General features: G+C 70.5%; 23 protein-coding genes and 4 pseudogenes. 17 read left to right on the top strand and 10 right to left on the bottom strand.

Features of this window, described 5'->3' with window-relative positions; all coding sequences use genetic code 11:
• Positions 1-204 precede the first annotated feature (204 nt).
• The 3 genes from ABT041_RS16835 to ABT041_RS16845 all read left to right on the top strand — a co-directional run bounded on the left by ABT041_RS16835 (position 205) and on the right by ABT041_RS16845 (position 4,379).
• Complete coding sequence (locus ABT041_RS16835) at positions 205-1,176, top strand: carbohydrate kinase family protein (RefSeq protein WP_351184670.1); 972 nt, start codon at positions 205-207, stop codon at positions 1,174-1,176.
• A 236-nt stretch (positions 1,177-1,412) separates the two neighbouring features.
• A complete protein-coding gene (locus ABT041_RS16840) occupies positions 1,413-3,971 on the top strand; it encodes a GH32 C-terminal domain-containing protein (RefSeq protein WP_351184672.1) in 2,559 nt (852 codons plus the stop codon).
• A gap of 111 nt (positions 3,972-4,082) precedes the next feature.
• The gene (locus tag ABT041_RS16845; RefSeq protein WP_351184674.1) at positions 4,083-4,379 is read left to right on the top strand and encodes a putative quinol monooxygenase; all 297 of its coding nucleotides are present in this window, start codon (positions 4,083-4,085) and stop codon (positions 4,377-4,379) included.
• A 146-nt stretch (positions 4,380-4,525) separates the two neighbouring features.
• On the opposite strand, the gene ABT041_RS16850 is transcribed toward ABT041_RS16845, so the two are convergent.
• Positions 4,526-5,701 (bottom strand): MFS transporter, encoded by a 1,176-nt coding sequence (locus ABT041_RS16850; protein ID WP_351184820.1) that lies wholly within the window; start codon positions 5,699-5,701, stop codon positions 4,526-4,528.
• Positions 5,702-5,756: 55 nt separating this feature from the next.
• On the opposite strand from ABT041_RS16850, the gene pdxR reads away from it, so the two are divergent.
• From pdxR to ABT041_RS16865, 3 genes are all read left to right on the top strand, one after another.
• Positions 5,757-7,166, top strand: coding sequence for a MocR-like pyridoxine biosynthesis transcription factor PdxR (pdxR, locus tag ABT041_RS16855; protein WP_351184676.1), 1,410 nt, complete (start codon positions 5,757-5,759; stop codon positions 7,164-7,166).
• A gap of 59 nt (positions 7,167-7,225) precedes the next feature.
• Positions 7,226-7,957, top strand: a complete 732-nt coding sequence (locus ABT041_RS16860; RefSeq protein WP_351184678.1) for a maleylpyruvate isomerase family mycothiol-dependent enzyme — start codon at positions 7,226-7,228, stop codon at positions 7,955-7,957.
• A 480-nt stretch (positions 7,958-8,437) separates the two neighbouring features.
• Complete coding sequence (locus ABT041_RS16865) at positions 8,438-8,944, top strand: SMI1/KNR4 family protein (protein ID WP_351184680.1); 507 nt, start codon at positions 8,438-8,440, stop codon at positions 8,942-8,944.
• Between the two features lie 288 nt (positions 8,945-9,232).
• Here ABT041_RS16865 and ABT041_RS16870 read toward each other — a convergent pair whose 3' ends face one another.
• Both ABT041_RS16870 and ABT041_RS16875 read right to left on the bottom strand, forming a co-directional pair.
• Positions 9,233-9,811 carry a TetR/AcrR family transcriptional regulator gene (locus ABT041_RS16870; protein WP_351184682.1) on the bottom strand — a complete coding sequence of 193 codons (579 nt, stop codon included), beginning with the start codon at positions 9,809-9,811 and terminating at the stop codon, positions 9,233-9,235.
• A 66-nt stretch (positions 9,812-9,877) separates the two neighbouring features.
• Complete coding sequence (locus ABT041_RS16875) at positions 9,878-10,768, bottom strand: SDR family NAD(P)-dependent oxidoreductase (RefSeq protein ID WP_351184684.1); 891 nt, start codon at positions 10,766-10,768, stop codon at positions 9,878-9,880.
• 993 nt (positions 10,769-11,761) lie between these two features.
• Here ABT041_RS16875 and ABT041_RS16880 point away from each other — a divergent pair.
• Both ABT041_RS16880 and ABT041_RS39045 read left to right on the top strand, forming a co-directional pair.
• Positions 11,762-11,872: pseudogene (locus ABT041_RS16880) on the top strand (IS5/IS1182 family transposase); the annotation flags it as partial.
• 474 nt (positions 11,873-12,346) lie between these two features.
• Positions 12,347-12,872, top strand: a pseudogene (locus tag ABT041_RS39045) (IS5 family transposase); the annotation flags it as partial.
• Between the two features lie 21 nt (positions 12,873-12,893).
• Here ABT041_RS39045 and ABT041_RS16895 read toward each other — a convergent pair.
• Genes ABT041_RS16895 through ABT041_RS16905 form a run of 3 tightly spaced genes read right to left on the bottom strand, consistent with a single transcriptional unit; the run spans position 12,894 to position 14,558 of the window.
• Positions 12,894-13,280, bottom strand: a complete 387-nt coding sequence (locus tag ABT041_RS16895) for a transposase (protein WP_502976503.1) — start codon at positions 13,278-13,280, stop codon at positions 12,894-12,896.
• A complete protein-coding gene (locus tag ABT041_RS16900; protein WP_502976504.1) occupies positions 13,208-14,215 on the bottom strand; it encodes an alpha/beta hydrolase fold domain-containing protein in 1,008 nt (335 codons plus the stop codon). The genes ABT041_RS16895 and ABT041_RS16900 overlap by 73 nt, the downstream gene beginning before the upstream one ends.
• A 25-nt stretch (positions 14,216-14,240) precedes the next feature.
• A complete protein-coding gene (locus ABT041_RS16905) occupies positions 14,241-14,558 on the bottom strand; it encodes a putative quinol monooxygenase (protein WP_351184686.1) in 318 nt (105 codons plus the stop codon).
• 143 nt (positions 14,559-14,701) lie between these two features.
• On the opposite strand from ABT041_RS16905, the gene ABT041_RS16910 reads away from it, so the two are divergent.
• Positions 14,702-15,607: an AraC family transcriptional regulator gene (locus tag ABT041_RS16910; protein WP_351184688.1), complete on the top strand. Its 906-nt coding sequence runs from the start codon at positions 14,702-14,704 to the stop codon at positions 15,605-15,607.
• A 165-nt stretch (positions 15,608-15,772) separates the two neighbouring features.
• Positions 15,773-16,522, top strand: a complete 750-nt coding sequence (locus ABT041_RS16915) for an SDR family oxidoreductase (RefSeq protein ID WP_351184690.1) — start codon at positions 15,773-15,775, stop codon at positions 16,520-16,522.
• A gap of 195 nt (positions 16,523-16,717) precedes the next feature.
• On the opposite strand, the gene ABT041_RS16920 is transcribed toward ABT041_RS16915, so the two are convergent.
• Positions 16,718-17,173 carry a hypothetical protein gene (locus tag ABT041_RS16920; RefSeq protein WP_351184692.1) on the bottom strand — a complete coding sequence of 152 codons (456 nt, stop codon included), beginning with the start codon at positions 17,171-17,173 and terminating at the stop codon, positions 16,718-16,720.
• 178 nt (positions 17,174-17,351) lie between these two features.
• Here ABT041_RS16920 and ABT041_RS16925 point away from each other — a divergent pair, with 178 nt between their 5' ends.
• From ABT041_RS16925 to ABT041_RS16945, 5 genes and pseudogenes are all read left to right on the top strand, one after another.
• Positions 17,352-17,564 (top strand): hypothetical protein, encoded by a 213-nt coding sequence (locus ABT041_RS16925; protein WP_351184694.1) that lies wholly within the window; start codon positions 17,352-17,354, stop codon positions 17,562-17,564.
• A 298-nt stretch (positions 17,565-17,862) separates the two neighbouring features.
• Positions 17,863-18,066 (top strand): annotated as a pseudogene (locus tag ABT041_RS16930) (hypothetical protein); the annotation flags it as partial.
• Positions 18,067-18,145: 79 nt separating this feature from the next.
• The gene (locus tag ABT041_RS16935) at positions 18,146-18,835 is read left to right on the top strand and encodes a restriction endonuclease (RefSeq protein ID WP_351184696.1); all 690 of its coding nucleotides are present in this window, start codon (positions 18,146-18,148) and stop codon (positions 18,833-18,835) included.
• A 279-nt stretch (positions 18,836-19,114) separates the two neighbouring features.
• Positions 19,115-19,987, top strand: coding sequence for a homocysteine S-methyltransferase (gene mmuM / locus ABT041_RS16940; protein WP_351184698.1), 873 nt, complete (start codon positions 19,115-19,117; stop codon positions 19,985-19,987).
• 170 nt (positions 19,988-20,157) lie between these two features.
• Entirely contained in the window at positions 20,158-21,000 is an 843-nt protein-coding gene (locus tag ABT041_RS16945) for a 2-oxoglutarate and iron-dependent oxygenase domain-containing protein (protein WP_502976506.1), read from the top strand.
• Between the two features lie 95 nt (positions 21,001-21,095).
• On the opposite strand, the gene ABT041_RS16950 is transcribed toward ABT041_RS16945, so the two are convergent.
• The 3 genes and pseudogenes from ABT041_RS16950 to ABT041_RS16960 form a co-directional block, all read right to left on the bottom strand.
• A complete protein-coding gene (locus ABT041_RS16950; RefSeq protein ID WP_351184700.1) occupies positions 21,096-21,635 on the bottom strand; it encodes a P-loop nucleotide/nucleoside kinase family protein in 540 nt (179 codons plus the stop codon).
• Positions 21,636-21,703: 68 nt separating this feature from the next.
• Positions 21,704-21,969, bottom strand: a pseudogene (locus ABT041_RS16955) (IS630 family transposase); the annotation flags it as partial.
• Positions 21,970-22,092: 123 nt separating this feature from the next.
• Complete coding sequence (locus tag ABT041_RS16960) at positions 22,093-23,154, bottom strand: Lrp/AsnC family transcriptional regulator (protein ID WP_351184702.1); 1,062 nt, start codon at positions 23,152-23,154, stop codon at positions 22,093-22,095.
• Positions 23,155-23,259: 105 nt separating this feature from the next.
• On the opposite strand from ABT041_RS16960, the gene ABT041_RS16965 reads away from it, so the two are divergent.
• Both ABT041_RS16965 and ABT041_RS16970 read left to right on the top strand, forming a co-directional pair.
• On the top strand, positions 23,260-24,462 hold the full coding sequence (locus ABT041_RS16965) for a M20 metallopeptidase family protein (protein WP_351184703.1): 1,203 nt from the start codon (positions 23,260-23,262) through the stop codon (positions 24,460-24,462).
• A complete protein-coding gene (locus tag ABT041_RS16970) occupies positions 24,459-25,937 on the top strand; it encodes an MFS transporter (RefSeq protein ID WP_351184705.1) in 1,479 nt (492 codons plus the stop codon). The genes ABT041_RS16965 and ABT041_RS16970 overlap by 4 nt, the downstream gene beginning before the upstream one ends.
• Positions 25,938-26,301 lie beyond the last annotated feature (364 nt).

Genomic DNA, 26,301 nt, shown 5'->3' on the forward strand with positions numbered 1-26,301 from the left:
CGTTGACCTATGTCATCGTTGACACTGCTTGCGGAGGATGATGAACTCCGTGACCCGGAAACGTCAATGCCTTGGTGCCGTCACGAATCGGCAACGTCGTCGCCCGAGTCGCCTCACACGGAGAGCAAGCAGCGTTCCCCGTGAGTCCTTTCAAGGCCCCCGCACCGCAGCCTTCTCGAGCTGCCCACCTGGAGAGAACGAGTCATGCGCCTGCCTCTGGTCACCGTCCTCGGAGAATGCGTCGCGGACGCCTTCACCGTCCCCGCACCCACCCCGGGCGAGCTCGCCCTGCGGGTCCTGCCGGGCGGCGGTCCGGCGAACACAGCCGTGGCGCTCGCCCGGCTCGGCACGCCCGCCCGCTTCCTGGCACGGCTGTCCGACGATGTCTTCGGCCGCCTGTTCCGCGCTCACCTCGAGGCGTCGGGCGTCGATCTCACGGCCGCCGTACGCGCACCGGAGCCCAGCACGCTGGCCGTTGCCGAGCTCGACGGGCAGGGCCAGGCCACGTACTCCTTCCACGCCCGGGGCACCGCGGACTGGCAGTGGACGGCGGACGAACTCGCCGCGGCGGACCTCGCCTCCACAACGTGCCTGCACTCGGGCTCGCTGGCCCTGGTGCGCGAGCCCGGCGGCAGGGTCGTGGAGGAGTTCCTCGCCCGCGCCGCGGCCGCGGCCACGATCTCGCTCGACCCGAACGTCCGCCCGCTGCTCGTGGCGCCGGAGGTCTACCGCGAACGTCTGCCGCGCTGGTGCGAACTCGCGGACGTCCTCCGGCTGAGCGAGGACGACCTGGGACTGCTGCTGCCCGAGCACACGATCGAGCGCGCCTGCGACGTCTGGCACGCGGCGGGCGTCCCGCTCGTCGTGATCACGCGCGGGGAGCGTGGCGCGGTCGCCTCGCTGAACGGCGAGCGGATCTCCGTACCGACGCCCCCTGCCGACGTGGTCGACACCGTCGGCGCCGGCGACTCCTTCACCGCGGGCCTCCTGCACCACCTCGGCGTCAAGGGTCTCCTCGGTGGACGGCTGACGGAGCTGCGGATCGACGACGTCTTCGACGCCTGCGTCTTCGCCGCCCGGGTGGCAGCCCTGACCTGCGGTGTCGTCGGCCCGAACCCGCCGTGGGCCAACCAGTTGCGGCTGCCGGCACCCGCGGCCGGACACGCCGCCGGCTGAACGGCCGACCGGACGCGTGGCTGAACGGGCGGCCCGGACGAACTCGGGCCAAGCCATTGACGCGCCGCCCGCAGCCCGCACATCATCACTCCCCAGCGGATGTCATCGCTGTCACATGTCATCGATGACATCCGTTTCCCGGGTCGCCCCCACCGCCCGGCACTGCGAATCCCCCGGCGCCGTACCACCGCAGCGGACGCGGACACGACGCCGCCACCCCCAGTGCAGGAGAAACCATGAGCCGAGCCCCGGCCCGCCGTCGTGTCCCGCTGCGCCTCGTCGCCGCAGCCGCCGCGACCTGCGCACTCGCCGTCAGCGCCGTCGCCCCGCAGGCGGCGGCGGAGGACAGCCGGCCGTACGCGGAGACGTACCGCCCCCAGTTCCACTTCAGCCCCGCGAAGAACTGGATGAACGACCCCAACGGACTGGTCTGGTTCCAGGGCGAGTACCACCTCTTCTACCAGTACAACCCGAGCGGCAACACCTGGGGCAACATGTCCTGGGGCCACGCCGTCAGCAAGGACCTGGTGCACTGGCAGGAGCTCCCCCTCGCCATCCCGCACGACGACGAGGAGATGGTCTTCTCCGGCAGCGCCGTCGTCGACCACGACAACACCACGGGGTTCGGGACGAAGGAGAACCCCGCGATGGTGGCCGTCTACACCAGCCACTTCAAGGACGGCGGCAAGCAGGCCCAGTCCCTGGCGTACAGCACCGACCGAGGGCGCACCTGGACCAAGTACGCCGGGAACCCGGTGCTCGACATCGGGTCGAAGGAATTCCGCGACCCCAAGGTCCAGTGGTACGCCCCCACCAAGAGCTGGCTGATGACGGTGTCGCTGTCCACCGAGCACAAGGTCCGGTTCTATTCCTCCAAGGACCTCAAGAACTGGACGCATCTGAGCGACTTCGGCCCGCAGAACGCGGTGGGCGGCGTCTGGGAGTGCCCGGACCTGTTCCCGCTGCTTGTCGACGGCGACCCCAAGCGCGTCAAGTGGGTGCTCGTCGTCAACATCAACCCCGGTGGCATCGCCGGTGGTTCGGCCGCCCAGTACTTCGTCGGCGACTTCGACGGCGAGCGGTTCACGCCCGACGACGACGGCTCGTACACACCGCCGCCCGGCGTGGTGACGCAGGACTTCGAAGGGGCCGACTACGGCACCTGGCAGACGACCGGCACCGCCTTCGGCGACGCCCCGGTCCCCGCACCGGCCCCCGGGACATCGGGCACGAGCGGGGCCGAGGGCAGGGGACTCGTCGACAGCTTCCACAGCGGCGACATGGAGACCGGCACCCTCACCTCACCGCCCTTCACCGTCGACAGCCCGTACCTCAACTTCAAGGTCGCCGGTGGCCGCCACCCGCACATCCCCGGCTCGGTGATGGGTGATCCCCCCGCGCCCGCGGGAGAGGTGCTCGCCGACTTCGAGCAGGACGGCTACGGCTCCTGGACCACCACGGGCACCGCCTTCGGCAGCGGCCCCGCACGCGGCACGCTCCCCGGGCAGAACCCGGTGAGCGGCCAGGACGGCGGCGGCCTGGTGAACAGCTTCCTCGACGGCGACGCGACCACGGGCACCCTCACCTCGCCGGAGTTCACCCTCACCGCGAAGCACATCAACTTCCTCATCGGCGGTGGCAACCATCCTTCGGGCTCCGACGCGCCCACCGCCGTCCGGCTCGTGGTCGACGGCAAGACCGTGCGCAGCGCCACCGGCACCGACTCGGAAGAGCTCAACTGGTCCTCCTGGGACGTCGGCGACCTCGCCGGCCGGACCGCACACATCGAGGTCGTCGACCGTAACACCGGCGGGTGGGGCCACATCCTGCTCGACCAGGTCATGCTGTCCGACACCCCGGCGCGCCCCCGTTCGACCGAGACGGCGGTGAACCTCCTCATCGACGGCAAGGTCGTCCAGAGCGAGACCGGCGCGGACAGCGGCAGCCTGGACTGGGCCTCCTTCGACCTGCGCGCCCACCAGGGCAAGCAAGCCGTCGTCCAGATCGTCGACATGAACCGGGCCGGCTGGGGGCACGTCCTGGCCGACCACTTCGTCGCCGCCGACCAGCCGGCGATCCCGAGCGTCCGGCGGGCTTCGTGGGTCGACCACGGCAAGGACTACTACGCGGCCGTCTCCTGGGAGGGCGCCCCCGACGGCAGGCGCCGCATGATCGGCTGGATGAACAACTGGCAGTACGGCAAAGACATTCCGACCTCGCCCTGGCGCAGCGCGCAGAGCATTCCGCGCGAGATGGCGCTGCGCACCGTCAACGGCCGGCTGCGGCTGACGCAGCAGCCGGTGTCCACGGTGGAATCGCTGTACACCGGAACCCCGGTCCGGGTGCGCGACGTGCAGATCGCGGAAGGCTCCGCGCCACTGGCGGGAGGCCGCGCCCGCGGCAAGGCGCTCGACATCCGTGCCACCTTCGCCCTCGGTGACGCCGAGCGTTTCGGGTTCAAGGTGCGCACCGGCGAAGGGCAGGAGACCGTCATCGGTTACGACAAGGAGGCCGGGGAGCTGTTCGTCGACCGCACGCGTTCCGGCGCGGTCGACTTCCATGGCGACTTCCCCGGCATTCAGCGCGCACCGCTGGCGGCCAAGGACGGCAAGGTCGAGCTCCGGATCCTGGTCGACTGGTCATCCGTCGAGGTGTTCGGTGGCAACGGCGAAGCCGTCATCACGGACCAGGTCTTCCCCGACCCGGACAGCGACGGCATCCAGCTCTTCGCCGAAGGCGGTTCCGCCCGCCTGGACAGCGCCAAGGTCTGGCAGGTGCGGTCGTACCGCGGCTGACCGGCCGAGCAGTTCCGTCGACGGTGCGGAGGCGGGGGACCGATCCCCGGAAGCCGGCCTCCGCACCGCTCACCCCTGCCGGTGCCGCCGGCGAGAGACAGGAGACAGGACATGAGGAAGACCCTGCTGGCCGAGTTCACCGTGCTCCCCGGAAACGAGGAACGCGTCGCCGAACTCGTCAAGAACTACTCCGCCCGCGTCCGTGAAGAGCCCGGAAACCTGGTGTTCGAGGTGTACACCAAGGAATGCAGCCCCCTGGCGTACTGGATCTTCGAGGTGTACGCGAACGAGGCCGCCTTCCAGGCCCACTTGGCGGCACCCTATGGCCCTCCGTTCAACGCGGCGCTCCAGCCGTTGATCGAGGAAAAGGAGTCCGTGCTCACCTTCCTGAGCCCGCTCGACCGATGAACGGCGGCGGCACACCTCGTGTCCGCGTTCCGCCGCGAAAACGGTGAACAGCGGACGACAAGGTGGCCGGCGACACGGCGCGAAGACGGCCCTGGATCGGTGTTCCCACAGGACAGAGACCATGCCCGGGCCCAAGAAGAGCACGGTCATCGACGCGCGCTCTCGGCCAGGCGGTCGCGCCAAGCCGGGACAAGAGCGGTGAGCATCAGCGCGGCGGTGAGGGTGAAGGCCCAGGGGTAGCCGGTCCGGGCGGCGAGGATGCCGAAGCCGACGGCCCCGACGGCCATGCCCGCGTCGTAGGCAACGTTCCACAGGGCGCTGACGGTGCCGTAGCCGGACTCGGGGACACGCGCGTACATGAGCGACAGGGTCGCGTTCTGGGTGGCTCCGAAGCCGACACCGAACAGCGCCACGCCCACGACGACGGCGACCGGGCTGTGGGTCAGGGCGGTCAGCAGCGTGCCTGCGGCCGAGACGACCAGGCCGGGCACGACGAGTGAGCCCGGCCCGTGCCGGTCACCGTGCCGGCCCGCGACCCAGCGGGCCACGGTCGCTGCCGCGGACTGGACGAACAGGGCCACGACGACAACCCCGGTGGAAGCCGACGGGACGGCGAGGGGTAGGAAGGTGACGATGATTCCGGCAGCGAGTGCGGTGGCCGAGAAGACGACGACGGGCCGCAGAAGAGCGGCCGTCCGGAACCCCGCCAGCACCCCGAGCGACCGCCCCGAGGCCGACTCGCGCTCCGGCACCCCCTGCACCGAGACGATGGCGGCGAGCGCGGCCACCGCGCCGGCGGCGCACACCGCTCCGTACCCGACGTGCGCTGCCCACCACACGCCCAGTGGCAGGGCCGCCAGCGACGGAACCCCGGACACGACGCCGACCAGCGCCAGCCCCTCACCACGGCGTTCGGGCGGGATCAGCGATGCCGTCAGAGCACCACCCGCGACGACCGTGACCCCGAAACCCAGACCGCGCACGGCACAGACCGCCGTGATCCACACCGTGCTCCCGGACACCGTCAGCACCAGCGCGGGCGCACCGAGCAGGACCAGCCCCGCCATGAGCGGTGGGCGGTAGCCGAAGCGGGTCACGAACCGGGGAGCGGCCAGCCCGCCTCCGACCGTCGCGAGCATCAGCGCACCCGAGGCCAGTCCCGCGGCATGACCGCCTCCGTACGCCTCGGCGTAGAGGGGAACGACGGAGAGCAGCAGGTAGAAGCTGGTCGAGGCACCGACGACCGAGACGAAGCGCAGCAGCAGGGGCCGTGTGAGCAGCGCCGGCCGCGAACCGGCGTCCTTGCCTTGAGAGTTGATCATTCTGGTCACACGACGAAGCTAGGGGCCGGGCGGACCGTCGGTAAGATCCGATTCCATGCCTCTGGAGTGGTCCGGTCTGACGCCCGATCTGCTGTTGGTCATCGACCGGGACAGCGGCGAGCCGCTGCGATCCCAGCTGGAACTGCGGCTGCGGGACGCGATCCGGACCGGGCGGCTGCAGATCGGCGAACGACTGCCGTCCTCCCGGGAACTCGCCCGGATGCTCGGGGTTTCGCGCGGCCTCGTGCAGGAGTGTTACGCGCAGCTCCAGGCCGAGGGATACCTCGTGACACGCGTCGGCTCGGCCACCCGGGTCGCCGCCGGAGCGGGTGCACCGCCGGCGGCCACGTCACCGCCTCCGCCGCCGCCGGCCCCCTTGGTCGCCGACTTCCGGTACGGCGTCCCCGACCTGAGCAGCTTCCCGCTCGCCGACTGGCTGTGGGCCACGCGCGAGGCGGCTCGCACCATGCCGACGGCGGCGCTCGACTACGGCGACCCGCGCGGAAGTGCGGCACTGCGCGAGGTTCTGGCCGGTTACCTGCGCCGCGTACGCGCCGCCGCGGCGGATCCGGAACGGATCGTCATCTGCTCCGGCTATGCGCAGGGCCTCGGTCTTGCCCTGTCCGCCCTGGCCAGGACGGGTATCCGTACGGTGGCGTACGAGGACCCCGGCTCACCGGCCACGATGTCCTCCGCTGCGGCCTCGGCGGGCATGTCGGCCACTCCCGTACCGGTCGACGAGCACGGCATCGACGTGCAGGCACTCGCCAGGACCGACGCCCGTGCCGTCGTCCTGACCCCCGCGCACCAATGGCCCACCGGCGTCGCCCTCGCGCCAGAGAGGCGGCTCGCACTGATCGAGTGGGCCAGGACGCGGGAGGCCGTCGTCATCGAGGACGACTACGACGCCGAATTCCGCTACGACCGGGAGCCGGTGGGCGCCCTGCAGGGACTCGCCCCAGACCGCGTGATCTCCATCGGCACCGTCAGCAAGTCCCTCGCGCCCGGGCTACGCATCGGGTGGATGCTCTGCCCGACCGCGCTCACCGAGCTGATCATCGAGCACAAGCAGTCGAACGACCGCGGGTCCCCGACGCTCGATCAGCTCGCCCTCGCGAGACTGATCGAGTCAGGACGCTTCGACCGGCACTTGCGCCGCATGCGGACGACCTACGCGGCACGTCGGACCGCCCTGATGGCAGCACTGGCCGAACATGCCCCTGACGTCGTGGTGACCGGTCTCGCGGCGGGCTTCCACGCCGTGGCACACCTCGACGGACCGGCCGACGAGCAGGAACTCGTCTCCGCCGCACGCGCCCGGTCCGTCGGCCTCTACGGAATGAGCACCTGCCGCTCCTCCCGCGCGACGGAGCCGGTGCAGCTGATCCTCGGGTTCGGCAACGTCGGCGAACGTGCCGTCACGGCAGGCATCACCGCGATCGGCGACCTGCTCAGGGGCCGATAGCCCGCGTCCCCAGCCGGTCCGGCGCTCGGCGACCACCACCCCCCGTCTACGGTACGAAGATGCTCGCCGCACTCGAGGAAGTCACCCGCTCCGCCGCCCGGCTCACCGCCGCCCTCGACACGCTGACCGACGAGGGGACGCGTGCGCCCTCGGCCTTGGCAGGCTGGACCCGCGGCCACGTCATCAGCCACGTCGCTCAGAGCGTCGGCGCCTACCGGCGGCTGCTCGCCATGGCCCGCACCGGCATCGAACCCGCCCCGAGGACGGATGCGGAGACCTTCGCCCGGGCCGTCCGGGAAGGCGCCGACCGCCCCGCGGCCGAACTCGCCACGGACCTGCGCGGCCGCCTGGCCCGCCTGGCCGAAGACGCCGCATCGATGCCCCCGGAACGTTGGGGCTCCCTGGTCACGGCTCTCGCGGGCTGGCAGCACCCGGCCTGGTACACCCTCCACCGCTGCTGGCGCGAGCTCGAAACGCACCACGTCGACCTGAACGTCGGCTACCGCACAACCGACTGGCCCATCACGTACGTGACCTGGGCGCTCGACGACACCCTCACGGCGCTCGCCGCACGCGACTTCCCGGTCGCCCGAGTCGACGCCCTCGACATCGGCCGGTCCTGGAACCTGTCCCCGAAGGGCCCCTCCATCGCCGGCACCGGCCACGCCCTCCTCGGCTGGCTGAGCGGCCGCGCGCCCGCCTCCCCCCTCACGTCCGACCGCCCCCTGCCGCCCCCACCCGACTGGCCCCTGCCACCGGCCCCATGTCCCAGCCCTCGACACCGGTCATAGCACGGGTGTGATCACCGAAAGGGATGCGAGTGACGGCGGTGGTGAGGGATCTGAAGGCGCCGATGACGAGGAGACGCAGGTCAATCGTCTCCACGGTGGGGGAGAACCGCCGAGGATGGTCCTTTCGACGCCTCAGGCGACGACATGGGGCCAGTGACCTGATCGCCGTTGAGGCAGGCACGGATCGTCTTGCGGTCTCGTCCCAGACGATGTTGCGCGATCGCCGAGATCGTCCACACCTGACGACGCAGTGCGTGAGCATCCACGCCTTCCTCCCGCGGGAGCATCCAGGCCCCCGACCAGGCGAAACCCTCGCACGCAGACTGTCCACGACACACCGATGATCGCCTGAACAGATTTGGGCGATCCAGGAGCCGCGGACCGGAAGAGCGCGGTTCCGCTCGCACCGCATACTGAGCCCTCCGATATGTTCTTCCGGGCTCGCGTCGACGGGTCCCACGCGTATTCGAGGGGGGAAACGTGTCGGGTGAGCGGCTTCATGCCGAGTGGGTCCGGTCCTGGTCGGAGCGGGCCGACGCGGCGCTGACGAACATGATGAAGTCCTTCCTCTCGACGCACGGCTTCCCGCCCGGCCACAACGCCGTAATGCTCGCGACCGACGAGAGCCACGCGGCGACAGGCGCGCTCGTGGACCTGACGCCGATCCCCTCCGACCTGACCACGCTCTACTGGGTGATCAGTGAGGCTTCCCTGCCCGACGTCGACTTCGGGTACTTCATCCACTCGCCTGCGACGGTGGCAGAGCACTTCCGCGGGTACGGCCCCGCTCCGATCGGCGGTGAATCTGTCGCGCTTGTCTTCGCCGGCGACGGCGGGGGCCATCTGTTCGCGATCGGAGACAGCGGACGAGTCTGGATGTCCACCACGGCTTCCTGGTCTGACGATTTCGAGGTCGCCGCGCCCAGCTTGCAGGAGTTCCTCGAACAGCTCGGCCGGCGGATCGCGAACCGTCGTCTCGTGCCGTAGCTGGGAATCGTCAGCAGGTGTGGGGTCACCCCTGAGCAGCGGGTGCCGATTTCAAGGCTGCGGCGGATATTTCGTGACGGACGGTTCTGAGCATCCGCCATGACCGGCAGTGTCCCTTCGCCAGCATGCTGTTCATGGGGGGCGAACGTTACTTTCAGCTGGTTCCGCGGCGTGGAATTCCCCACCCTACGATTCCCCAGGGGGAAGGCGGTCGTGGATGTGCTCCGGAGGTGCCCGGCGTCGCTGCCGGGCGCAAGAATTGCTTAGGACTGCCGCAGAGGGGAGATCTCACGCCGTCGTTGGTGTGGCTCGCAGGCCACCGAGCAGTACGGCCAGGTAGCGGTGCGCGGTGTCGATCCGGTCTGCGGGAGCGCTGCCGTGTACGTCTACGGCGTAGGCGATGCCGCACATGAGCGGGACCAGGTCCGCCGCGGCCAGGTCGGGACGGACCGCCCCGGCCGCGCGGGCCCGGTCGAGGAGCGTGGTGCCTATCGCCCACAGGGACTCCTTGAGTTCCGTGGTGTGCGGCAGGGCGTCGACGGAAGCGGCGGCGACCGGCGCCAGGGAGGCGTCGGTGACCTGCGCCTCGACGGTGTGGGTCAGGAAGCTCTCCAGCGCCCGCCAGACGTCGGCGTCGGCCAGCGCCTGCCTGCCGTGGTCGGTCAGGGCCTCCAGGCGGGGGGTGGCGACGGCCTCCAGGAGCGCCTCGGGCGTGGCGAAGTGGCGGTAGACGGTGCCGACGCCGAGTCCGGTGCGGCGGGCGACGTCGTTGAGCTGCAACGGCGTGCCCTCGTCGACCAGCTCGCGGGCGACGGCCACGATCCGGTCCCAGTTGCGGGCCGCGTCCTTGCGCAATGGTGTCGTCATGTGGACATGCTAATCGGATAGCTCATCCGGATGCTCCCCCCGCCCGTGTCAGGCGGGCCTGGCGGGTCAGGTCGCCACGAGGGGCGCGTACTGCCGGCTGAGTCGGAGCACGGCATCGGCGACGCGGGGGTCGGCGGCCGTACGGAATGGCGCCGCCGGGCGTGCCATGGCGTCGACGAAGATGCCGGTCCGGCCCGTCAGGGACGCGTCGGTGGCGGCCACGATGGAGGACTTCGCGGCCTCGGACGCCGGGCCCGCGGTGGAGCGTTCGAACTTGCGGCGCACCAGCGGCCACAGCAGTCGCAGGGCCGGCGAGACGATCTTCGGGTCGGTCATGGTGCCGTTGGTCATGTCGGTCGCGGCCCCTCCGGGGTCGGCGGCGAACACCGAGACGCCCGTGCCGTCGAGCCGCGACGCCAGGTCGAGCGTGTAGGCCAGGTTCGCGAGCTTGGCGCGGCCGTACCAGTGGAAGCCGTAGTAGCCGCCGGGCGGCTCGACGGCGTCGAACACCCGCTTGGCGACACCGACCGCACCCGAGGTCACGTTCACGATCCTGCTCGGCGCGCCGGCCGTGAGCGTGGGCAGCAGCAGTTCCGTCAGCAGGTACGGCGAAAGGTGGTTGACGACGAACGACGCCTCCACGCCGTCCAGCTCCTGTCGATCCGCGAACATCGCCCCGACGTTGTTCACCAGCACGGTCAGCGGTTCGCCGGATGCGGCATGGTCGTCGGCTATCCGGCCGGCGAGCGCCCGCACGCCGTCGAGCGAGCCCAGGTCGGCGGGCAGGAACCGGCCGGGGCGCGCCGGGTTCACCGCACTGATCCGGTCGACCGCCCGGGCGCCTCGGTCGGCACTGCGCCCGACCACGGTGACCGAGAATCCGGCGGCAGCCAGTCCCAGAGCCGTCTCCAAGCCGATGCCGGCGGTCCCCGCCGTGACCACAGCTGTCTTCCCCATTGCGTTCCTCCAGCCCGGTGATCCGGATAGATCATCCGCTTAATGAAGACGTTAGCACAAGCGGATGAGTCATCCGTTTGTGTTGGCGGACGGGTCCTGCCGCCTGCGATGAAGCCCCCAAGCACCAGACCCCGGAGCCCTCAAGGAGCGCGGGTGCGAGCGCTCCGCAGCAGGGCCGTCTCGCGGGGCGCCGTAGACATCCCCCGGCCGACGTCTCCGGCAGGCACCTGGGGAAGTGCGCGGCGTTTGCTCGAGCTGACGATCACCACACCGAGACGCTTCGGGACCAAGGCCTGGTAGCCGCGGGGATGCTGGAGAACGGGTTCACCGTGCGGGCGATCCGGCCGGCCCTGCCCGCCCGACCGTTGCGGGCCACGGTCGGCGCGGTCGCCGGCGGCGGTCGCGGAACGTCATCGCGGTTGGTCCGGTATCCGGTGTCCTGCCGTTCCCGCCCAGCAAGGACGCGGTGGCTACGACCTCGTGCAGCGTGAGACCGAGGACGAGAGCGCTAAACCGGTCCCGCCCTCCCAAGCGCGCGCAGCTGGAGGCGGAGGTCTGGGGCACCGGCCGACACCGTTCCTGCGCCGGGGGCGAGGGCATGTGCCCTGTCCTCGCCCTGCCCGGCCTGGACCTGTGCGCCGTCTGCCTTGACGGAGAACGGCCCCCATGCGCCCACGGCGGCACGACGTCCGAGTCCCGCTCGCGCTCGGCGTCGCCGGCGATCGCACCTGGTCCCCGACCTCCCGAGTGCCGCACCAGGCGAGCCCCGTGAACTGAAGCGCTCAGTCCACCGCCCAATGAGCTGAAGCACGGATTGCACGCAGGCGAGCTTGTCGTCACCAAGGGCAGGTCAATCAACACAAATGCCGTGTGGCTTCGTGGGTGGCAACGGAGAACGTTGGTCGTGGAGTTCTGGCAGCAGAAGGTGATCAACCGGCTGCGCAATGTTGGTGAGAATCAGTACCACCAACCCCTGCGCCGTATGTGTCAGCCATCAATCGGCTCAAGAACTCCCGAGCCGTCGCCACCCGCTACGACAAGCGGGCCTACGTCTGCCACGGCACCGTCAACACATCAGCAATCCGCCTATGGTTCCGCCTGTGATCTACGAGGCACCCTGTCGTTCTAGAGTCTCGCTGTGGACGTCAACAGCTGGTTCGAGGTCGAGGACCCGGAGGAGTACGGCGAGGAGCCTGGGACTTCGACGAGGCCGAACTCGGCTTTCCGGCAGCCCTGCGGGCCCGGGCCGCTGATTGGCGGGTGCCGTGGGCTCCCAGCCGGGTCGGACGGCCCGAGAACGAGTCGTCGTTCCTCGTCCATATCAGCCTTCTCGATGAGTCGCGCCGAGTCGTGCTCGCCGAGTGGGCCGTGCGCTTTTGCGGCACACACGTGCTGGCCGGGAAAGCCTGCGACCAGCTCTTCAACCTTTACGAGTCGCCCGAGCACGGCTTCTTCCGGGCTTCCGGCACGGTCGAGGAGCTCGCGGAGCGGTGCGCCGGCTGGTTCGAGAGCCTGTTGAGTCGCCCTGTCGGCCGCGTCGAATGGCCGTTCAAGGATGGGAAGCGTGCGACCCGCTGGAGTTCGCCGACACAGGCGAGATCCTGGCGACGCGCGGCTCCGCGTGATCACCGGCAGGTGATCGACGCGATCGCGTTCAAGTACCGCACCGGCACGCCATGGATCGACCTGCCCAAGCAGTTCGGCTCATGGAAAGGCGCCCACAACCGGCTGCGGAAGTGGGCCGCCGACGGCACCTGGGAGAGGGTCTTCACCACCCTGCTCGCCAAGGCAGACGCCGAAGGCGACCTCAACTGGATCGTTTCGATCGACTCCACCATCGTCCGAGCCCACCAGCACGCCGCCGGGGCCCGTCAAAAGGGGCCCCGGCCGGCGAGCCGGACGACCATGCCTCGGACGGTCCCGCGGCGGACTGACCACCAAGATCCACCTCGCCGCAGACAGCCACTGCCGGCCACTGGCGTTCGTCCCCACCCCAGGACAGGCCGGTGACGCGCCCGCGTTTCCCCAGGTCATGGCCCGCTTAAGGGTGCCGCGACCGATCGGGCGCCCCCGGACCACTCCGGAAGTGGTCCTGGCCGACAAGACACCCCATGCAGCTATCGGGTCAAGCGGCGGTGGCCAGTTGGGGCTTCGCTGGTGGGGCGAAGGCGGTGGCTTCGTCGAATTTCTGGCGGGTAGTCAGGCAGTGGTGGAGCTGGCCGATCATGCGGTTGAACAGGTGGCGGAGGGCTGCGTAGTAGCGGTCACCGGTCTCGCGTCGGCGGTTGTAGTGGGCGTGGGCTCCAGGTGAGGCGGTCAGGGCGGCGAATGCCCAGTGCCGGCCGGTCGCTGCGAGTCGGCTGTTCTTGATTCGGCGGTGGCTGACGCGGCGGCTGCGGCCGGATTCGCGGGTGACCGGGGCACTTCCGGCATAGGCTTTCAGGCCGCGGGCGGTGTCGAAGCGGGTGCGGTCGTCGCCGATCTCGGCGAGGATCCGGGCGCCGGTGAGCACGGCCAGGCCGGGGAAGCTGGTGATGATCTCCGCGTCGGGGTGCTGGAGGAAGAGTTCTTCGGTGGCCTGGGCCAGGTCGTCGCAGGCCCGGCAGGCCGCGTCGAGCTGGGCGAGGAGAGCGAGGGTCTGGCGTCCCATCGCGGCTTCGACCAGGCCGGGCTGGCGGAGCCGGTGTCGACGTAGGTGGTCGGCAGCCCCGAGAGGTCCGCGGCCAGCGCGGGCGAGACGTACTCGGGCACCTCGCCCTCGCTGAGGCCGCCGAGGACACTGCGCCAGCCGAACTCGTTCATCTCGCGCGTCCAGACGCCGGGTGTGCCGGCGTACTGACGGCTGGAGGTGCTGGTGTTGCGGTGGTCGAGCATGGGGCAGATCAGCATCTGGGCAGCGATCGCCGGGGTGCCGCGGTCGCGGGCCAGCAGGGTGACGCCGGCAGCGAGGCCGCCGCCCGCGCTGGCGCCCGCGACGACGATCCGGGTCGGGTCGATGCCCAGTTCGGTGGCGTGCCCGGCGATCCAGAGCAGTCCCTGGTAGCAGTCCTCGACCAGTGCGGTGCCGGTGGCCTCCGGTGCGAGCCGGTAGTCCACGGAGACCACGACCGCGCCGAATTCGTCGAGCCACTCCAGGGGGATGTCGATCTGCGCGAAGCGGTCACCCATCACCATCCCGCCGCCGTGCATCCAGTAGACGCAGGGCGCGGCGGTGGTGCGATCGGTGTTCGCGGGGCTGAAGACCGACAGGGGGATCAGGGTGCCGTCCTCGGCGGGCACGGTGACATCGCGCCGGTCGACCTGCCGGTGGGCGAGGAGGGATTCGACGGGCGCCGAGGGGAGCCCGCGCAAGTGGGCGAGTACGTCCGGGCTGAGCTCGGACATCAGCGGCATGTCGCTGAGCAGCTCGTGCAGTTCGGGGTCCAGGGCGGGGCGTGCGACGGTCATGGCCTTCTCCTTCACGTGGGGCGGGTCAGAACGCGGCCTTGCCGCGGACCGGGACGTAGTCGGTGTACGCGGACTCCTTGGCCAGCAGTTCACCGATCTGGGCCACGATGGCCTGGGCGGCCTCGCCGGCGAAGATCCGGTGGTGGTCCTCCTCGCTGGTCCAGCCCTCGGTGACGTGGACGACGTCGGGGTCGGACGCGGAGCGGGAGACGAGGTAGACGGCGCAGTGTTCGCTCGCGCCGGGGCTGCCCTCATCCAGGCCGGTCAGCAATAGGTCGACGAGCCGGTCGCCCATTCCGGGCCGGGCGGTCAGGGTGGCGTTGAAGCCGTATGTGGCATTCATGGAATCCTTCTTCTCTCTGCTGGAGTGAGGTGATTCCATTGAACTGGTCTGACCTGCGAAAACGTTAGAACGATGCTCGCACGCAGTTGCACGATCCTCCCGAATGCGGGAGCCGTGACTCGGAGTGGTGCTGCAATGGACACATGTACCTCGAAGAGCTCCGCACCCTGCTGGCCCGTCATGTCCGCCCCGACTGGACCACGGCGATCGACGGCGTACTGATCTCGAAGGTCGACCGGTCGGATCCGCCGGAGCCCTCCATGTCCGGCACGGTGCTCGCGGTCATCGCCCAAGGCGCCAAACGCCTCGCCCTGGGCGACAGGGTCTACGAGTACGGCGCCGGGCAGTACCTGATCGCTTCCGTCGACCTGCCCGTCACCGGGCAGTTCACCCAGGCCGATCCCGAGCATCCGGCGCTGGGGTTCGGCCTCATGCTGGAACCCTCCGCCGTCGCCGAGTTGCTGCTGCAGGCCGGTCCCGGGGACACCCCCCGCACCGGCACCGGCGTGCCGTCGGGGATCGCCGTCAGCGACGCCCCGCCCGCCCTGCTCGACGCGGTGGTCCGGCTGCTGCGCCTGCTCGACGAACCCCGTGACCGCGCCGTACTGGCCCCACTGGTCAAACGCGAGATCCTGTGGCGGCTGATCACCGGCGAGCAGGGTGCGGCGGTGCGCCAGCTCGGTCTCGCGGACAGCGGTCTCAGCCATGTCTCCCGGGCTGTGCGCTGGATCCGGCAGCACTACGCCGAACCCTTCCGGGTCGAGGACGTGGCACGGCTGTCGGGCATGAGCGTCTCTGCCTTCCACCGCAACTTCCAGGCGGTGACGGCCATGAGCCCCATCCAGTTCCAGAAGCAGATCCGGCTTCAGGAGGCCCGGCTGCTCCTCGCCACTCACCCGAACGACGTCACCGGCGTTGGCCACCGCGTCGGCTACGACAACCCGTCACAGTTCAGCCGCGAGTACCGCCGCCAGTTCGGCGCACCGCCGAGCCGGGACGCGGCCCGCCTGCGGGACTCCGTACGGACGCCGGCGCTCATCCTGCCCTGATGGTGGTGCTCCCGACGGTCGAGGAGGATCGTGCAAGTGAAGGCGAGGATAGTTCTACTATTTGCGCAGGCCAGAGCGATTCAATGGAACGAGAAGTTCTCCCGTGGAGCAGGAAAATGCTTGTCGCTCCGCGACTCCGTCCCATCACATCGCAGAGGTCACACCATGAAGAGAATCCTGATCACCGGCAGCGCGTCCGGCTACGGGCGGGAGACCGCCCTCCACTTCCACGCCCGGGGCTGGGACGTCATCGCCACGATGCGTACGCCGCGCACGGGCGTCCTGCCCGAGTCGGACCGTCTGCGCATCGTCGGGCTCGACGTGACCGAGCCCGAGAGCATCGCGGCCGCGTTCGAGGCGGCCGGCCCCGTCGACGTACTGGTCAACAACGCGGGTGTCCCCTCCATCAGCGTGTTCGAGGGGACCCCGATGGACCGCGTACGGGAGGTCTTCGAGACCAACACGTTCGGCGTGATGGCGACGACGCAGGCGGTGCTGCCCCAGTTCCGCGAACGCGGCTCCGGCGTGGTCGTCAACGTGACCTCCAGCGTGGTGCTGGGACACATGCCGCTCTCGGCCGTCTACAAGGCCAGCAAGATGGCCGTCGAGGGGTTCACCGCATCCCTCTCGCTCGAGCTCGCACCCTTCGGCGTACAGGCGAAGACGGTCGAGCCGGGCGCCTGTCTGACGACGAACTTCGCGGCCAGGGCGACGAACGGCGTCGCGCTGGACGAGCTGGTCCCGGCGCCGTACGCGCCGTGGGCGAGGAAGGCCATGGACGACTTCACGAACCAGGACCTCTTCACCAAGGAGAGCGACGTCGCCGAGGCGGTGTGGCGGGCCGTGCACGACACGACCGGCCAGCTGCGATTCCCGGCCGGTCCGGACGCGGTCCTGCTCGCCCAGGCGAAGTGATCGAGGCTGCGCCGCGACCTGGACGGCCTGCGGAGCGCCTGCGACGGCGCCCTCTGCGAAGAACGGCGCCCGGACCCGGCGTGCGACTCCGACGCCCGGTACCCCATGGCAGCCCTGCAGAGAGCCAGTGCCGCAGCTTGAGGTGCCCCCGGGTTCCGGTTTCGTGTGGCCCGAGCCGACCCTGATCAACCAGAATCAGGACGCGACCTCTGAGCCGCGCGCCCATTCCTCGCGCGGCCGCAGCTTCGCCAGGGTCTGTCGGGCTTCGCCGCGGACCCCGGTGTCGGGGTCCGCAGCCAGCTCTCGGTACTGCTTGATCAGCCGGTCCGCACTGTCGGTCGTCATCCATTCGGGATTGCAGTCCAGGGCAGCACCGAGATGGTCCACCGCGTCGTAGTTCCCCGCCTGGCTGTAGGCCAGCAGGACATGGCGCAGGCCGATGGTGTCTTTGCGTTCGAGCAAGGCCTCGGCCGTTTCCTGGATGACCCAGGTGTCCTGGGCGTCCAGGAGAAGACGGTGGATGACGTCCGCCACCTCCTCGATCTTGTCCGAACCCGCGAGCTGCCGCCCAGCCGCCCCGCGGACAGACCATTCCGGCGAGTCGGCATCCTGAATCGCGGTGCTCAGTTCTTGATCATCGAAGGGCGCCATGCCCCCAGCCTGCCACGGAATGTGTCGATGCCGAGTCGTCGACGACCGCGCTGTCACCACAGCGACGTCCTTCGCGGCCGCCGACGACCTCGCGCCGGCGGTGCCGGAGCAGCGCGGGCGATGGCGGCGGGCGGCATGAGTCCCGTGCCCTGTCGCGGCCGGCTTCGTTGAGTACGGCATGACGATCTTCAACCACCGCGTCCTTGCCTCCGCCGCTGTCGCCGTCACCGCCGTCCTCGCCTCGGCCGGGGCTGCTTCGGCCGACAGCGTCGGCAACAACCTTCCCGGGCTCGGACTCCTGTCCCAGAGCTTCGGAAACGGCGATCAGCAGGACACTGCCGCCCACACCCTGCCCACCCACAACGCTCTCAACAACGTCACCCTCCCCTGATCGAAGCTGTCCCTACGCCCTTTCCAGCAAGGCACTTGATTGCAGGTCCGGGCGCCGCGGGGCGTGGTAACCCTCGGACCGCGCGGCGGACGGGACCACCGGCTGTGTAAGGCGTGCTGACCGAGCGAGCCGCGACGGCAGAAGGGCGCCGCGCGCTATTCGGCCAGGCCCGATGGCTTTGTGCCATTCGTCAGCAACCCGCCTCCACCATCACCAAGGTGCCGCTAGACAAGATGGCTGGCGGCACCATCCAGCCGTCCGTGGGGTGAAGCCGATCGGCGGGAGGTCGGGGCGGTGGGTGACCATCAACGTGGCGGTGCGGCTCGCAGTCGTCGTCATCTGGCGGCTTCGGCGGCGTACGGAGGCCCGCAGCCGCTTCGACGAGAAACTGACCGTCGTCATCGTCCTGGCACTGGGAGTCCTGCTCGCCCCCACCCCGGCCGGTCAGGGGATCCTGAACATCCTGGGGCAGCTCACGAGCAGCGTCACTCAGGCCAGCCGAGGAGCCCCCGCCCACACACCGCCCGGACAGCAGCCGCCGGCGCGCACTGCGGATCACCGGCCCAGGGGGCGGGGGAGTGATGGCGGCACGTCGACGGCGCCGGCGCTCGAAGAAGCAGGCCCGCAGGCAGCTGCAGGGCTGGGGCGCGGTGGCGGCGCTGGCCGCAGCGGTGTGGGTCGCCGCGAACTGGTCGACGGTGTGGCCCGTCCTGGTGACGATGCTTGCCGCGGCCGCACTGGGCGGGGCCGGCTGGGCACTGCTGCGGGCGCACCGCGAGGCGGTCAGCCGGGACCACGCGTGGCGAGCACAGGAGGAGGCCCGGGCACGCGAGTTGTCCATGGCCCAGGTCGACGCCCTGACGTGGCAGGAATTCGAGAAGTACATCGCGGAGCTGTGCCGGCGGGACGGCTGCACGAAGGTCGTCGTCAGCGGCAAGAGCGGCGACCTGGGCGCGGACGTCGTCGGCTACCTGGCCGACGGCCGCAAGCTGGTCATCCAGTGCAAGAAGTACGCGCCGCACCGAAGCGTGCCCTCGCAGGACATGCAGAAGTTCGTCGGCACCGCCCGTCTTGAGCACGGCGCGGACGTCGCCCTGTTCGTCACCACCTGCCGCGCGTTCACGAAGGACGCGCTGGGTCTGGCGCTGCGCCAGGACATCGTGGCCCTGCACCGCGACCTGCTGGGTTCCTGGGTCAAGGGCGCTCACCTGGAGAGCCTGATCCCGCTGAACGGCAGCGGCGGCGGCACCAGGCGGCGCCCCTCTGCCTGACCACGACACGCTGCTGAGTGCAAGGCGACCGCGCCAGGTTACGTGCACATCGCACGTGCCTGGGGGAAAAGACGGGTTCGGCTGCCGATGTTGCCATGGGGCTTCGCGGGCTTCGGGGAGCGTGGACGGCGAGATGGCGCGGACTGTGATGTCTGGGTCGCCTGTCCGAACCACAGCCGTACGAGACTCTGTGAGGCGTACCTTCTGCAGAGCTGCTCGCGATCCTGCAGCGCCTGCACGGTCTCGGTCGGCGGCCCCGGGGAGGGGGTCTGAGCAGGTATGAACGGCGAGCAGGCGTTTCTGGCGGGTGAATTCGTCGGTCTGTACGCGCGCCGGTCCGCCCGCCTGCTGCGCGACGCCCACGAAGCGATCACCGCCGTCCACCGGGCCTGCTTCGAGGCCGGCGCACAGGTCGCCATCACCGCCGGCTACCAGGCCACCAACGAAGGCTTCGGCCGCCTGGGCATCTCCCGGGCCGAGACCACGACCCTGCTGCGCCGCAGCGTGGGCCTTGCCCGCGAGACCGCCGCCGGAAGCGGCTGGGTCGCCGCTTCCGTGGGACCGTACGGCGCGATGCTCGCCGACGGCTCCGCATACCGCGGCGACTACGGCCTCACCGTGGCCGAACTGACCCGCTACCACCGCCCTCGCCTCGAGGTCCTAGCCGAGGCGGCCCCCGACGTCTTCGCCGTCGAGACGATCCCCGACACGCGGGAGGCCGAGGCCGTAGTGACCGCCCTCGACGGCCTCGGCATCCCCGCCTGGCTCGCCCACAGCATCCGCAGGACGACCACGAGCGCCAGCCAGCCCTTGGCCGAGGCCTTCGCCCTGGCCCGCAGCAGCACCGCCGTCGTCGCCACCGGCGTCAACTGCGCCCCCGCCACCGAGGTCGCCCCGGCCCTCGCCATGGTCGCCGACCTGCCCGGCGTCGCCCACCCCGACGGCGGCGTCTGGGACCCCCAGGCCCGGACCTGGCAGGGCGCCGAGGACGAGATCGCGAGCCTCGCCCCCGCCTGGCTCGCCGCAGGCGCGGCTCTCGTCGGCGGCTGCTGCCGCGTGGGCCCCACCGGGATCAAGGAGCTGGCCGCTCGCCTCCGCTCATCGACCGAAGCCGACTCAAGGCCGAGCCATGCCCGTTGTCCGTGCAGGTAAGGCCCCGACCCATGTCGTACGCGAAGGGGACCGGCCCGCGACCTACCGTGCCCCCTTCTCGTACGGCGCTCCCACGAGGACCTGCTCAGCGTCACCTCCGTGTCCTGTCGCGCGGAGCAGCGCTGAACCGACCACTCCACGTACCCGCCCAGCATCAAGGGACGCCCTCCATGCCGAAGCGCACAGCCCTCCCCGTGATCGACCTCTCCGTACCCGACCGCGGCCAGCTCCACCGGGCCGCCCGCGACGTCGGCTTCTTCCAGCTCGTCGGCCACGGCATCCCCCGCCGAGCAGACCCGCCTGCTGAGCACGGCCCGCGAGTTCTTCGCTCTCCGCAGGCCGACCGGCACGCCATCGACAACCTCAACTCACCCCACTTCCACGGCTACACGAGGATCGGCAACGAGCAGACCTCGGGGCTGCCGCGACTGGCGGGACCAGGTCGACATCAGCAACGAGCTGCCCGCCCGCATGCAGGGACCCGGCGAGCCGCCGTACTGGTGTCTGGAGGGCCCCAACCAGTGGCCCGACGCCCTGCCCGCACTGCGCGAGGTCACGCTTGCGTGGATGGACCGCCTCAGCGCCCTCGCCCGCCGGCTGCTGCACGAACTGCTCGCCGCCGTCGGCGGCCCCGAGGACTTCTACGACGACGCCTTCTCGGGCAACCCGCGCCACCACCTGAAGCTGGTCCGATACCCGGGCCGAACCCCGGAAGGGGACGACAGGGAGTGGGCGTCCACAAGGACTACGGCTTCCTCACCCTGCTACTCACCGACGAGGTCCCCGGCCTCCAGGTGGGGTCGCCCGACGGGGCTGGCCGTCCAGCAACAGATTCGCAGCGCTCACGCTCCTGCTCCCTGGTTGCGTGGGGATGGTCCTTTTCTGAAGTCCCGGGAACGCCCGGCGGCCAGCTGTTCCCTGCGCCTACGGGGATGGTCCCCGGAAGTCGCCGTCGGCGATGTCCGCCGTGGGCTGCTCTCCGCGCCTTCAAGGATGGGTGCGGTGAGTGTTGACCTTGTCCATCTCCAGTGCTGTGACCGGGAAGGTCCACCGGGGTGGGAAGTGATGGGTCTGGCTGTCTCGTTCGGGTCGTGGTGTCGCCGTCAGTTCATCGTCGAGTGCCGGTGATGAGAGCGTCGACCTCTTCGGCGAGAGTGGTGATGTCGACGGGCCGGCCGGTGTCGACGATCAGAGCGTGCCCGCCCAGTCCGAGCGGCCCTGGGTGGGTGGCCCAGACGGTGAGGCGGTCACTGATCTCCTTGAGGGTGAGGTCCTGGTCGAGGTGGCCTGGGTGGCGTTCGCGTGTCCGGAACCGTTCAGCGACAAGTCCGGTATCGCAGTCGCAGAACACCTCGACCAGCTGGGCGTCGAGCTGGCGGAGCCGGGCGGGGGCGGTGTCGCGATGCCACCAGTTCACGAGGACGGCTCGCCCGGCGTCGGCAGCGAGCGCGAACAGGATGTCGTCGCTGGCCCGGCTCAGTCGGTGGCGCCATGACTGATCGCCGACGCCGAGGGAGTCGTAAAGCGATTCCAGGATCACGTCTTTGTCGATGACCGGTAGGCCGAGTTCCGCGGCAAGTCCGCGCGCCAGAGTGCTCTTGCCGCTGGCCGGCAGACCGGAGACGATCACGAAGGCGTTGTCGATCATCACGTCAGTGTGTCGCAGCCTGACTTCCGGGCTGCCCGCAGGGTGAAGTCGCGCTGCTTCCGTCCTGCTCAGGTCGCTCTTGGTAGTGGTCTGCCGCCCCAGCGAATGGCTTTCTCGATGCGGATGCGGATGCGGGCGCGTTCGCGTCGCTGCGCGGGCAGGACGTCGGGGTGACGGGCGTTCTTGTTGCGCCAGCGCAGGTAGGCGTGCAGGACCCCGGTCTGGACGGCGTGGTTGGGATGGTCGGGTCGAAGCACAGCTCGACCTCGTTCTTGGCCGCCCACCGTTTCATCCGCCCGCTCGCGTGGGCGGAGACTGGCAGCGCTGACGGCCGGGTGTTCGCGGTTGGGTCTCCGACGGAGGCTGCCGGGGCCCGCAGACACCCCCGGCGGCCGGAGCGGGTGGCCGGGCTCCTGGCCCTGCGGCCGGGCATGAGGGCCGGGCTTCCGGCCTCAACCTAGGTGGGGGTGTCTGTCGCGGTGGTGCGGACGTCGAGAGGGATGCCGCCGGTGCGGTAGCCGTGTTCGTCGAGGAGGTGGCCGCTGAGCTTCAGTGGCCATAGTGCGACGGCGCGGTCGGTGATGTGCAGGCCGGGGACGCGTTGGGTGAGGCGTGTCTCGAAGCGCTGTACGTCGGTGAGGGATTTCACCCAGGCGACGATGAGGATGTTGTTGCGGCCGGTGACGCCGGCGCACAGGCGTACTTCGCGGGCTCCGGTGACTGCGCGTGAGACGCGTTCCAGTTCGCCCGCGGCGGCGCGTCCCCATTGGATGACGGTGACGGGCCACTCGGACAGGGGGCGTGCGACCTCGCAGCGGGTGTGGAGCATGCCGGCGGCGAAGAGGCGGCCGACTCGTCGGCGGACGGTGTCGGGGCTCGCCCCGCAGGTGTCGGCGAGTGCGCGGTAGGTGGCGCGGCCGTTCATGGAGAGGGCGGCGACCAGGGCGTGGTCCAGGTCGGTGAGCGGGAAGACGGGTGCCCCGGTTCGGGCGGTGTGGGTGTCGGTGAGGCGGTTGATCTGGGTCCGGTCGAGGGCGCGCAGCCGCCAGCGGCTGCCTTCTGTGTAGACGGTGCTGGCGAGGTGGGTGCGGCTGGCGGTGACGCCGGGCATGGCGCCGATGCCGCGGGTCATCCAGTGGGTGAGTGCCGCGAGGTCCGGTGCCATGACGGTGAGCAGCAGGTCGCGGTCTCCGCTGACGTGTTCGACGGCTGTGACGTGGGGGAGCTGGGCGAGGGAGTGGGCGACGGTCAGCAGGCTGCCGCCGGCGCAGTCGACTTCGACGAAGGCGAGCAGTCCTTGTCCGGCGGAGGCGAGGGCGGGTGAGGGGGAGCAGCTGATCCAGGCGGCGCCGGCCTCGGTGAGCCGCTGCCAGCGTCGTGCCACGGTGACGGCGTCGAGGCCGAGTACGGCGCCGATCTCGTTCCATCCGGCCCGTGGGGCGATCTGCAGTGCGTGAACGAGGGCCTGGTCGACGTCGTCGAGCGCCCGTACCGCACCGTGTCCGGAATGCTGCGTCATGCGATACCGCCTCGCGTTTTTCCTGCGATTCAGAGCCGGTGGGCTGGTGAGTACTTCAGCCTTGCCCCACCGAAAGCCGGAACCATACCAGGAGGTCGACACCGCATGTCTGTACTGGAACGTGCCCGGGAGCTCCAGCCCGATCTCGTGCGGCTGCGCCGCTCGCTCCACCGCGAGCCGGAGCTCGGTCTCCGGCTGCCGCGTACGCAGGAGAAGGTCCTTGCCGCGCTCGAGGGTCTTCCGCTCGAGATCACGCTCGGCCGGGCCCTGACTTCCGTCACGGCCGTGCTGCGGGGTGGCCGGCCCGGTGGGGCGGTCCTGCTGCGGGGTGACATGGACGCTCTGCCGGTGGATGAACTCACCGGGGTGGAGTACGCCTCCAGGGTGCCGGGCCGGATGCACGGCTGCGGGCACGATCTGCACACCGCCGGACTCGTCGGCGCGGCGATGCTGCTCGCGGACCGCAGGGAGAGCCTCCGGGGCGATGTGGTGTTCATGTTCCAGCCGGGTGAGGAGGGACACAACGGCGCGGGCGCGATGATCGACGAGGGTGTTCTGGACGCGGCGGGCAAGCCGCTCGATGCGGCCTTCGCACTGCATGTGTCGGCCAACCGGCTGCCGGGCGGCTGGGTCGCGTCCCGGCCCGGCACTGTCATGACGGCGTCCGACGTCCTGCGGGTGACGGTACGCGGTGAGGGAGGGCACGGTTCGGCTCCGCACCATGCCAAGGACCCGGTGCCCGCGGTCTGCGAGATGGTGACCGCGCTGCAGAACTGGGTGACGCGCACCTTCGACGTCTTCGACCCGGTGGTGGTGACCGTCGGACGGTTGCACGCCGGTACGCAGCACAACGTCATCCCGGACAAGGCCGAGTTCGAGGCGACCGTACGCAGCTACTCGCAGGCCAACCACGAGCGGCTGGCCCAGGGGCTGCCGCGTCTGGTGCGCGGGATCGCGGCCGCGCACGGCCTGGAGGCGGACGTGGAGTACCAGATGCTCTATCCGGTCACGGTCAACGAGCCGGCCGCGACCGAGTTCGCCCTGGAGACGGCGCGCGACCTGTTCGGCGCGGGCGAGGTGTGGCACGCCCCGCAGCCCGCCAGCGGTTCGGAGGACTTCTCCCTGGTGCTGAACGAGGTGCCCGGCGCGATGCTGATGGTCGGCGCGGCGCCCGAGGGCGTGGACGTGGAGAAGGCGCCGCAGAACCACTCCCCGCGGGCCGTGTTCGACGACCGGGTGCTCCACCGCCAGGCGGCGCTCCTCGCCGAGCTCGCGCAGCGACGGCTCGCCGCAGGGGCGTCCGCATGACAGCGCCCGCCGCGACGCGGGAGGCGGCGGCGCCCCGGGTCACCGCCGTCGTGGGTCTGCTGGTCGTCTTCGAGCTGGTCAGCGGCTTCCTCCAGGGCTCGGGCCCGGCGCTGGTGCCCGCCGTGCAGGACTGGCAGTCCATCAGCGCCTCGCAGGCGCAGTGGTACATGGCGGTGCAGTTCCTGGCCGCCGCGGTGGGGGTGCCGGTGTTCGGGCGCCTCGGCGATCTGTACGGGCACCGTCGACTGGTCCGGACCGCGCTGGTCTGTATCGCGGCCGGCACTGTCCTCGTGGCCTTCGCACCGAATCTGACGGTACTGCTGGTGGGCCGCGCTCTCATGGGCCCGCTGGCGGCGCTGCTGCCGCTGGAGATCGGCCTCGTACGCGACCGGCTCGACCTGGCCGGCGCGCGGCGGGCGGTGGCGCTTCTCGTCGGCGCGCTCACCTTCGGCTCGCTCCTCGGCCACGGCCTGGCCGGCCCCCTGCTCGAACTCACCGGGGGCGTCCAGGCGACGCTCTGCGTCCTCGCCGCGATCGCCTGCGCCTGTGTGGCCCTCTCATACTGCGCGATCCCCGAGTCCCGAACGCGCGCGCCCGGCCGGATGGACTGGGCAGGAGCGCTCCTGCTCGGCCTGGCGCTGGTGCTGTTCCTCGGCACGACGGCGCGCGGCCAGGCGTGGGGCTGGACCTCGCCGCTCACCCTGGGCGGCCTCGTTCTGTGCCTGTCGCTGCTGGCCTGGTGGGTGCGGCTCGAACAAGGCCGGCCGCACGCTCTGGTCGACGTCCGGGCGGTGGCCCACCCCCGGTCCGCGCCGTATTACGTGTCCGCCTTCGCGTTCGGCGCCGTGATGCTGGGCGGGCAGGCGGTCGGCATCTCGTACATGGCCGCCTCGACGGCCGACGAGGGCTACGGCTTCGGGCTCACCACCTGGGAGATCAGCGCGTGGGGCGGGGTGCCCTACGTCCTGTCCTTCGCGGGGGCGAGCCTGGTGGCCCGAGTGGCGGCCCGTACTGGCTACCGTCGCGTCCTGCTGCTCGCCTTCGCGCTGATGGCGGCCGGCAACGTGGGGCTGATCGCCGGCCACACCACGCTGGTGCTGTTCGTCCTGGCATCGGCCGTTTCCGGCTTCGGTATGGGCCTGGCCCTGGGCGGCCTGCCCACGCTGATCGCGGAGCGCAGCACCCCGGACCGCACGGCCAGTGCGACGGCCGTCTACAACAACCTCAAGACCCTGGGGGGCAGCCTCGCGGGCGCGGGCTCGGCCGTCGTCCTCGGCTCCCTGGTCGTCGGGGACACCGACCTCCCGGCGCTTGCCGCCTATCTGACGATCTGGGCACTGAGCGCGCTGCTGTGCGTCGGCGCGGTCATACTCCAAGTTCTGACCAACCGGCAGACGGATGCCCCGGCTGCGGCAAGCAACCGCCGCTCAGACACCCGTCCGCACAGCGACGCGGGCACGCCCCCCGGTGCGTAGCGGGCGCTACCGGAGATCTGTCCCGGCGCCTGGACGAACAGCTGCCGGTTTCGTCAGTGAGCCCCTGCCGACCTGGTTGCGCAATCGAGTGGTTGCGGTGGTGGGCAACGAAACCTCAGGTAGATGGGTTGTCGGCCAAGATCAACTTCGCTGCCTGGAACCCGGAGTCATTGCCCACCCATCCGGGCTGCATCTGTCCACTTCCGCACCGGGCTGTTGCGACGACAGATCGGCACCCGGCGACTGAGCGCCGGCGGCCGCCAGGCGATGACTTCCCTGGCCCACCCAAGACCGAGCGGCAACTGGTGGGTGGGGCAGCCCAGGCGGGCCCGAACGCAAGGCAGGCACGACCCTGAGGGATCAT

Origin of the sequence: Streptomyces sp. NPDC002825 (genome assembly GCF_040295385.1) — a bacterium.
In the GTDB taxonomy this organism is placed as follows: Bacteria; Actinomycetota; Actinomycetes; order Streptomycetales; family Streptomycetaceae; genus Streptomyces.

Excerpts from the sequence above, each read along its gene's own strand:
- ABT041_RS16875 (WP_351184684.1), bottom strand. The coding sequence starts at position 10,768 with ATGGGGAAGACAGCTGTGGTCACGGCGGGGACCGCCGGCATCGGCTTG.
- ABT041_RS16905 (WP_351184686.1), bottom strand. The coding sequence starts at position 14,558 with ATGAATGCCACATACGGCTTCAACGCCACCCTGACCGCCCGGCCCGGA.
- ABT041_RS16845 (WP_351184674.1), top strand. The coding sequence starts at position 4,083 with ATGAGGAAGACCCTGCTGGCCGAGTTCACCGTGCTCCCCGGAAACGAG.
- ABT041_RS16910 (WP_351184688.1), top strand. The coding sequence starts at position 14,702 with ATGTACCTCGAAGAGCTCCGCACCCTGCTGGCCCGTCATGTCCGCCCC.
- ABT041_RS16915 (WP_351184690.1), top strand. The coding sequence starts at position 15,773 with ATGAAGAGAATCCTGATCACCGGCAGCGCGTCCGGCTACGGGCGGGAG.
- ABT041_RS16970 (WP_351184705.1), top strand. The coding sequence starts at position 24,459 with ATGACAGCGCCCGCCGCGACGCGGGAGGCGGCGGCGCCCCGGGTCACC.
- ABT041_RS16925 (WP_351184694.1), top strand. The coding sequence starts at position 17,352 with ATGACGATCTTCAACCACCGCGTCCTTGCCTCCGCCGCTGTCGCCGTC.
- ABT041_RS16965 (WP_351184703.1), top strand. The coding sequence starts at position 23,260 with ATGTCTGTACTGGAACGTGCCCGGGAGCTCCAGCCCGATCTCGTGCGG.
- ABT041_RS16935 (WP_351184696.1), top strand. The coding sequence starts at position 18,146 with ATGGCGGCACGTCGACGGCGCCGGCGCTCGAAGAAGCAGGCCCGCAGG.
- pdxR (WP_351184676.1), top strand. The coding sequence starts at position 5,757 with ATGCCTCTGGAGTGGTCCGGTCTGACGCCCGATCTGCTGTTGGTCATC.
- ABT041_RS16870 (WP_351184682.1), bottom strand. The coding sequence starts at position 9,811 with ATGACGACACCATTGCGCAAGGACGCGGCCCGCAACTGGGACCGGATC.
- ABT041_RS16960 (WP_351184702.1), bottom strand. The coding sequence starts at position 23,154 with ATGACGCAGCATTCCGGACACGGTGCGGTACGGGCGCTCGACGACGTC.
- ABT041_RS16900 (WP_502976504.1), bottom strand. The coding sequence starts at position 14,215 with ATGACCGTCGCACGCCCCGCCCTGGACCCCGAACTGCACGAGCTGCTC.
- ABT041_RS16920 (WP_351184692.1), bottom strand. The coding sequence starts at position 17,173 with ATGGCGCCCTTCGATGATCAAGAACTGAGCACCGCGATTCAGGATGCC.
- ABT041_RS16835 (WP_351184670.1), top strand. The coding sequence starts at position 205 with ATGCGCCTGCCTCTGGTCACCGTCCTCGGAGAATGCGTCGCGGACGCC.
- mmuM (WP_351184698.1), top strand. The coding sequence starts at position 19,115 with ATGAACGGCGAGCAGGCGTTTCTGGCGGGTGAATTCGTCGGTCTGTAC.
- ABT041_RS16950 (WP_351184700.1), bottom strand. The coding sequence starts at position 21,635 with ATGATCGACAACGCCTTCGTGATCGTCTCCGGTCTGCCGGCCAGCGGC.
- ABT041_RS16860 (WP_351184678.1), top strand. The coding sequence starts at position 7,226 with ATGCTCGCCGCACTCGAGGAAGTCACCCGCTCCGCCGCCCGGCTCACC.
- ABT041_RS16840 (WP_351184672.1), top strand. The coding sequence starts at position 1,413 with ATGAGCCGAGCCCCGGCCCGCCGTCGTGTCCCGCTGCGCCTCGTCGCC.
- ABT041_RS16945 (WP_502976506.1), top strand. The coding sequence starts at position 20,158 with ATGCCGAAGCGCACAGCCCTCCCCGTGATCGACCTCTCCGTACCCGAC.
- ABT041_RS16850 (WP_351184820.1), bottom strand. The coding sequence starts at position 5,701 with ATGATCAACTCTCAAGGCAAGGACGCCGGTTCGCGGCCGGCGCTGCTC.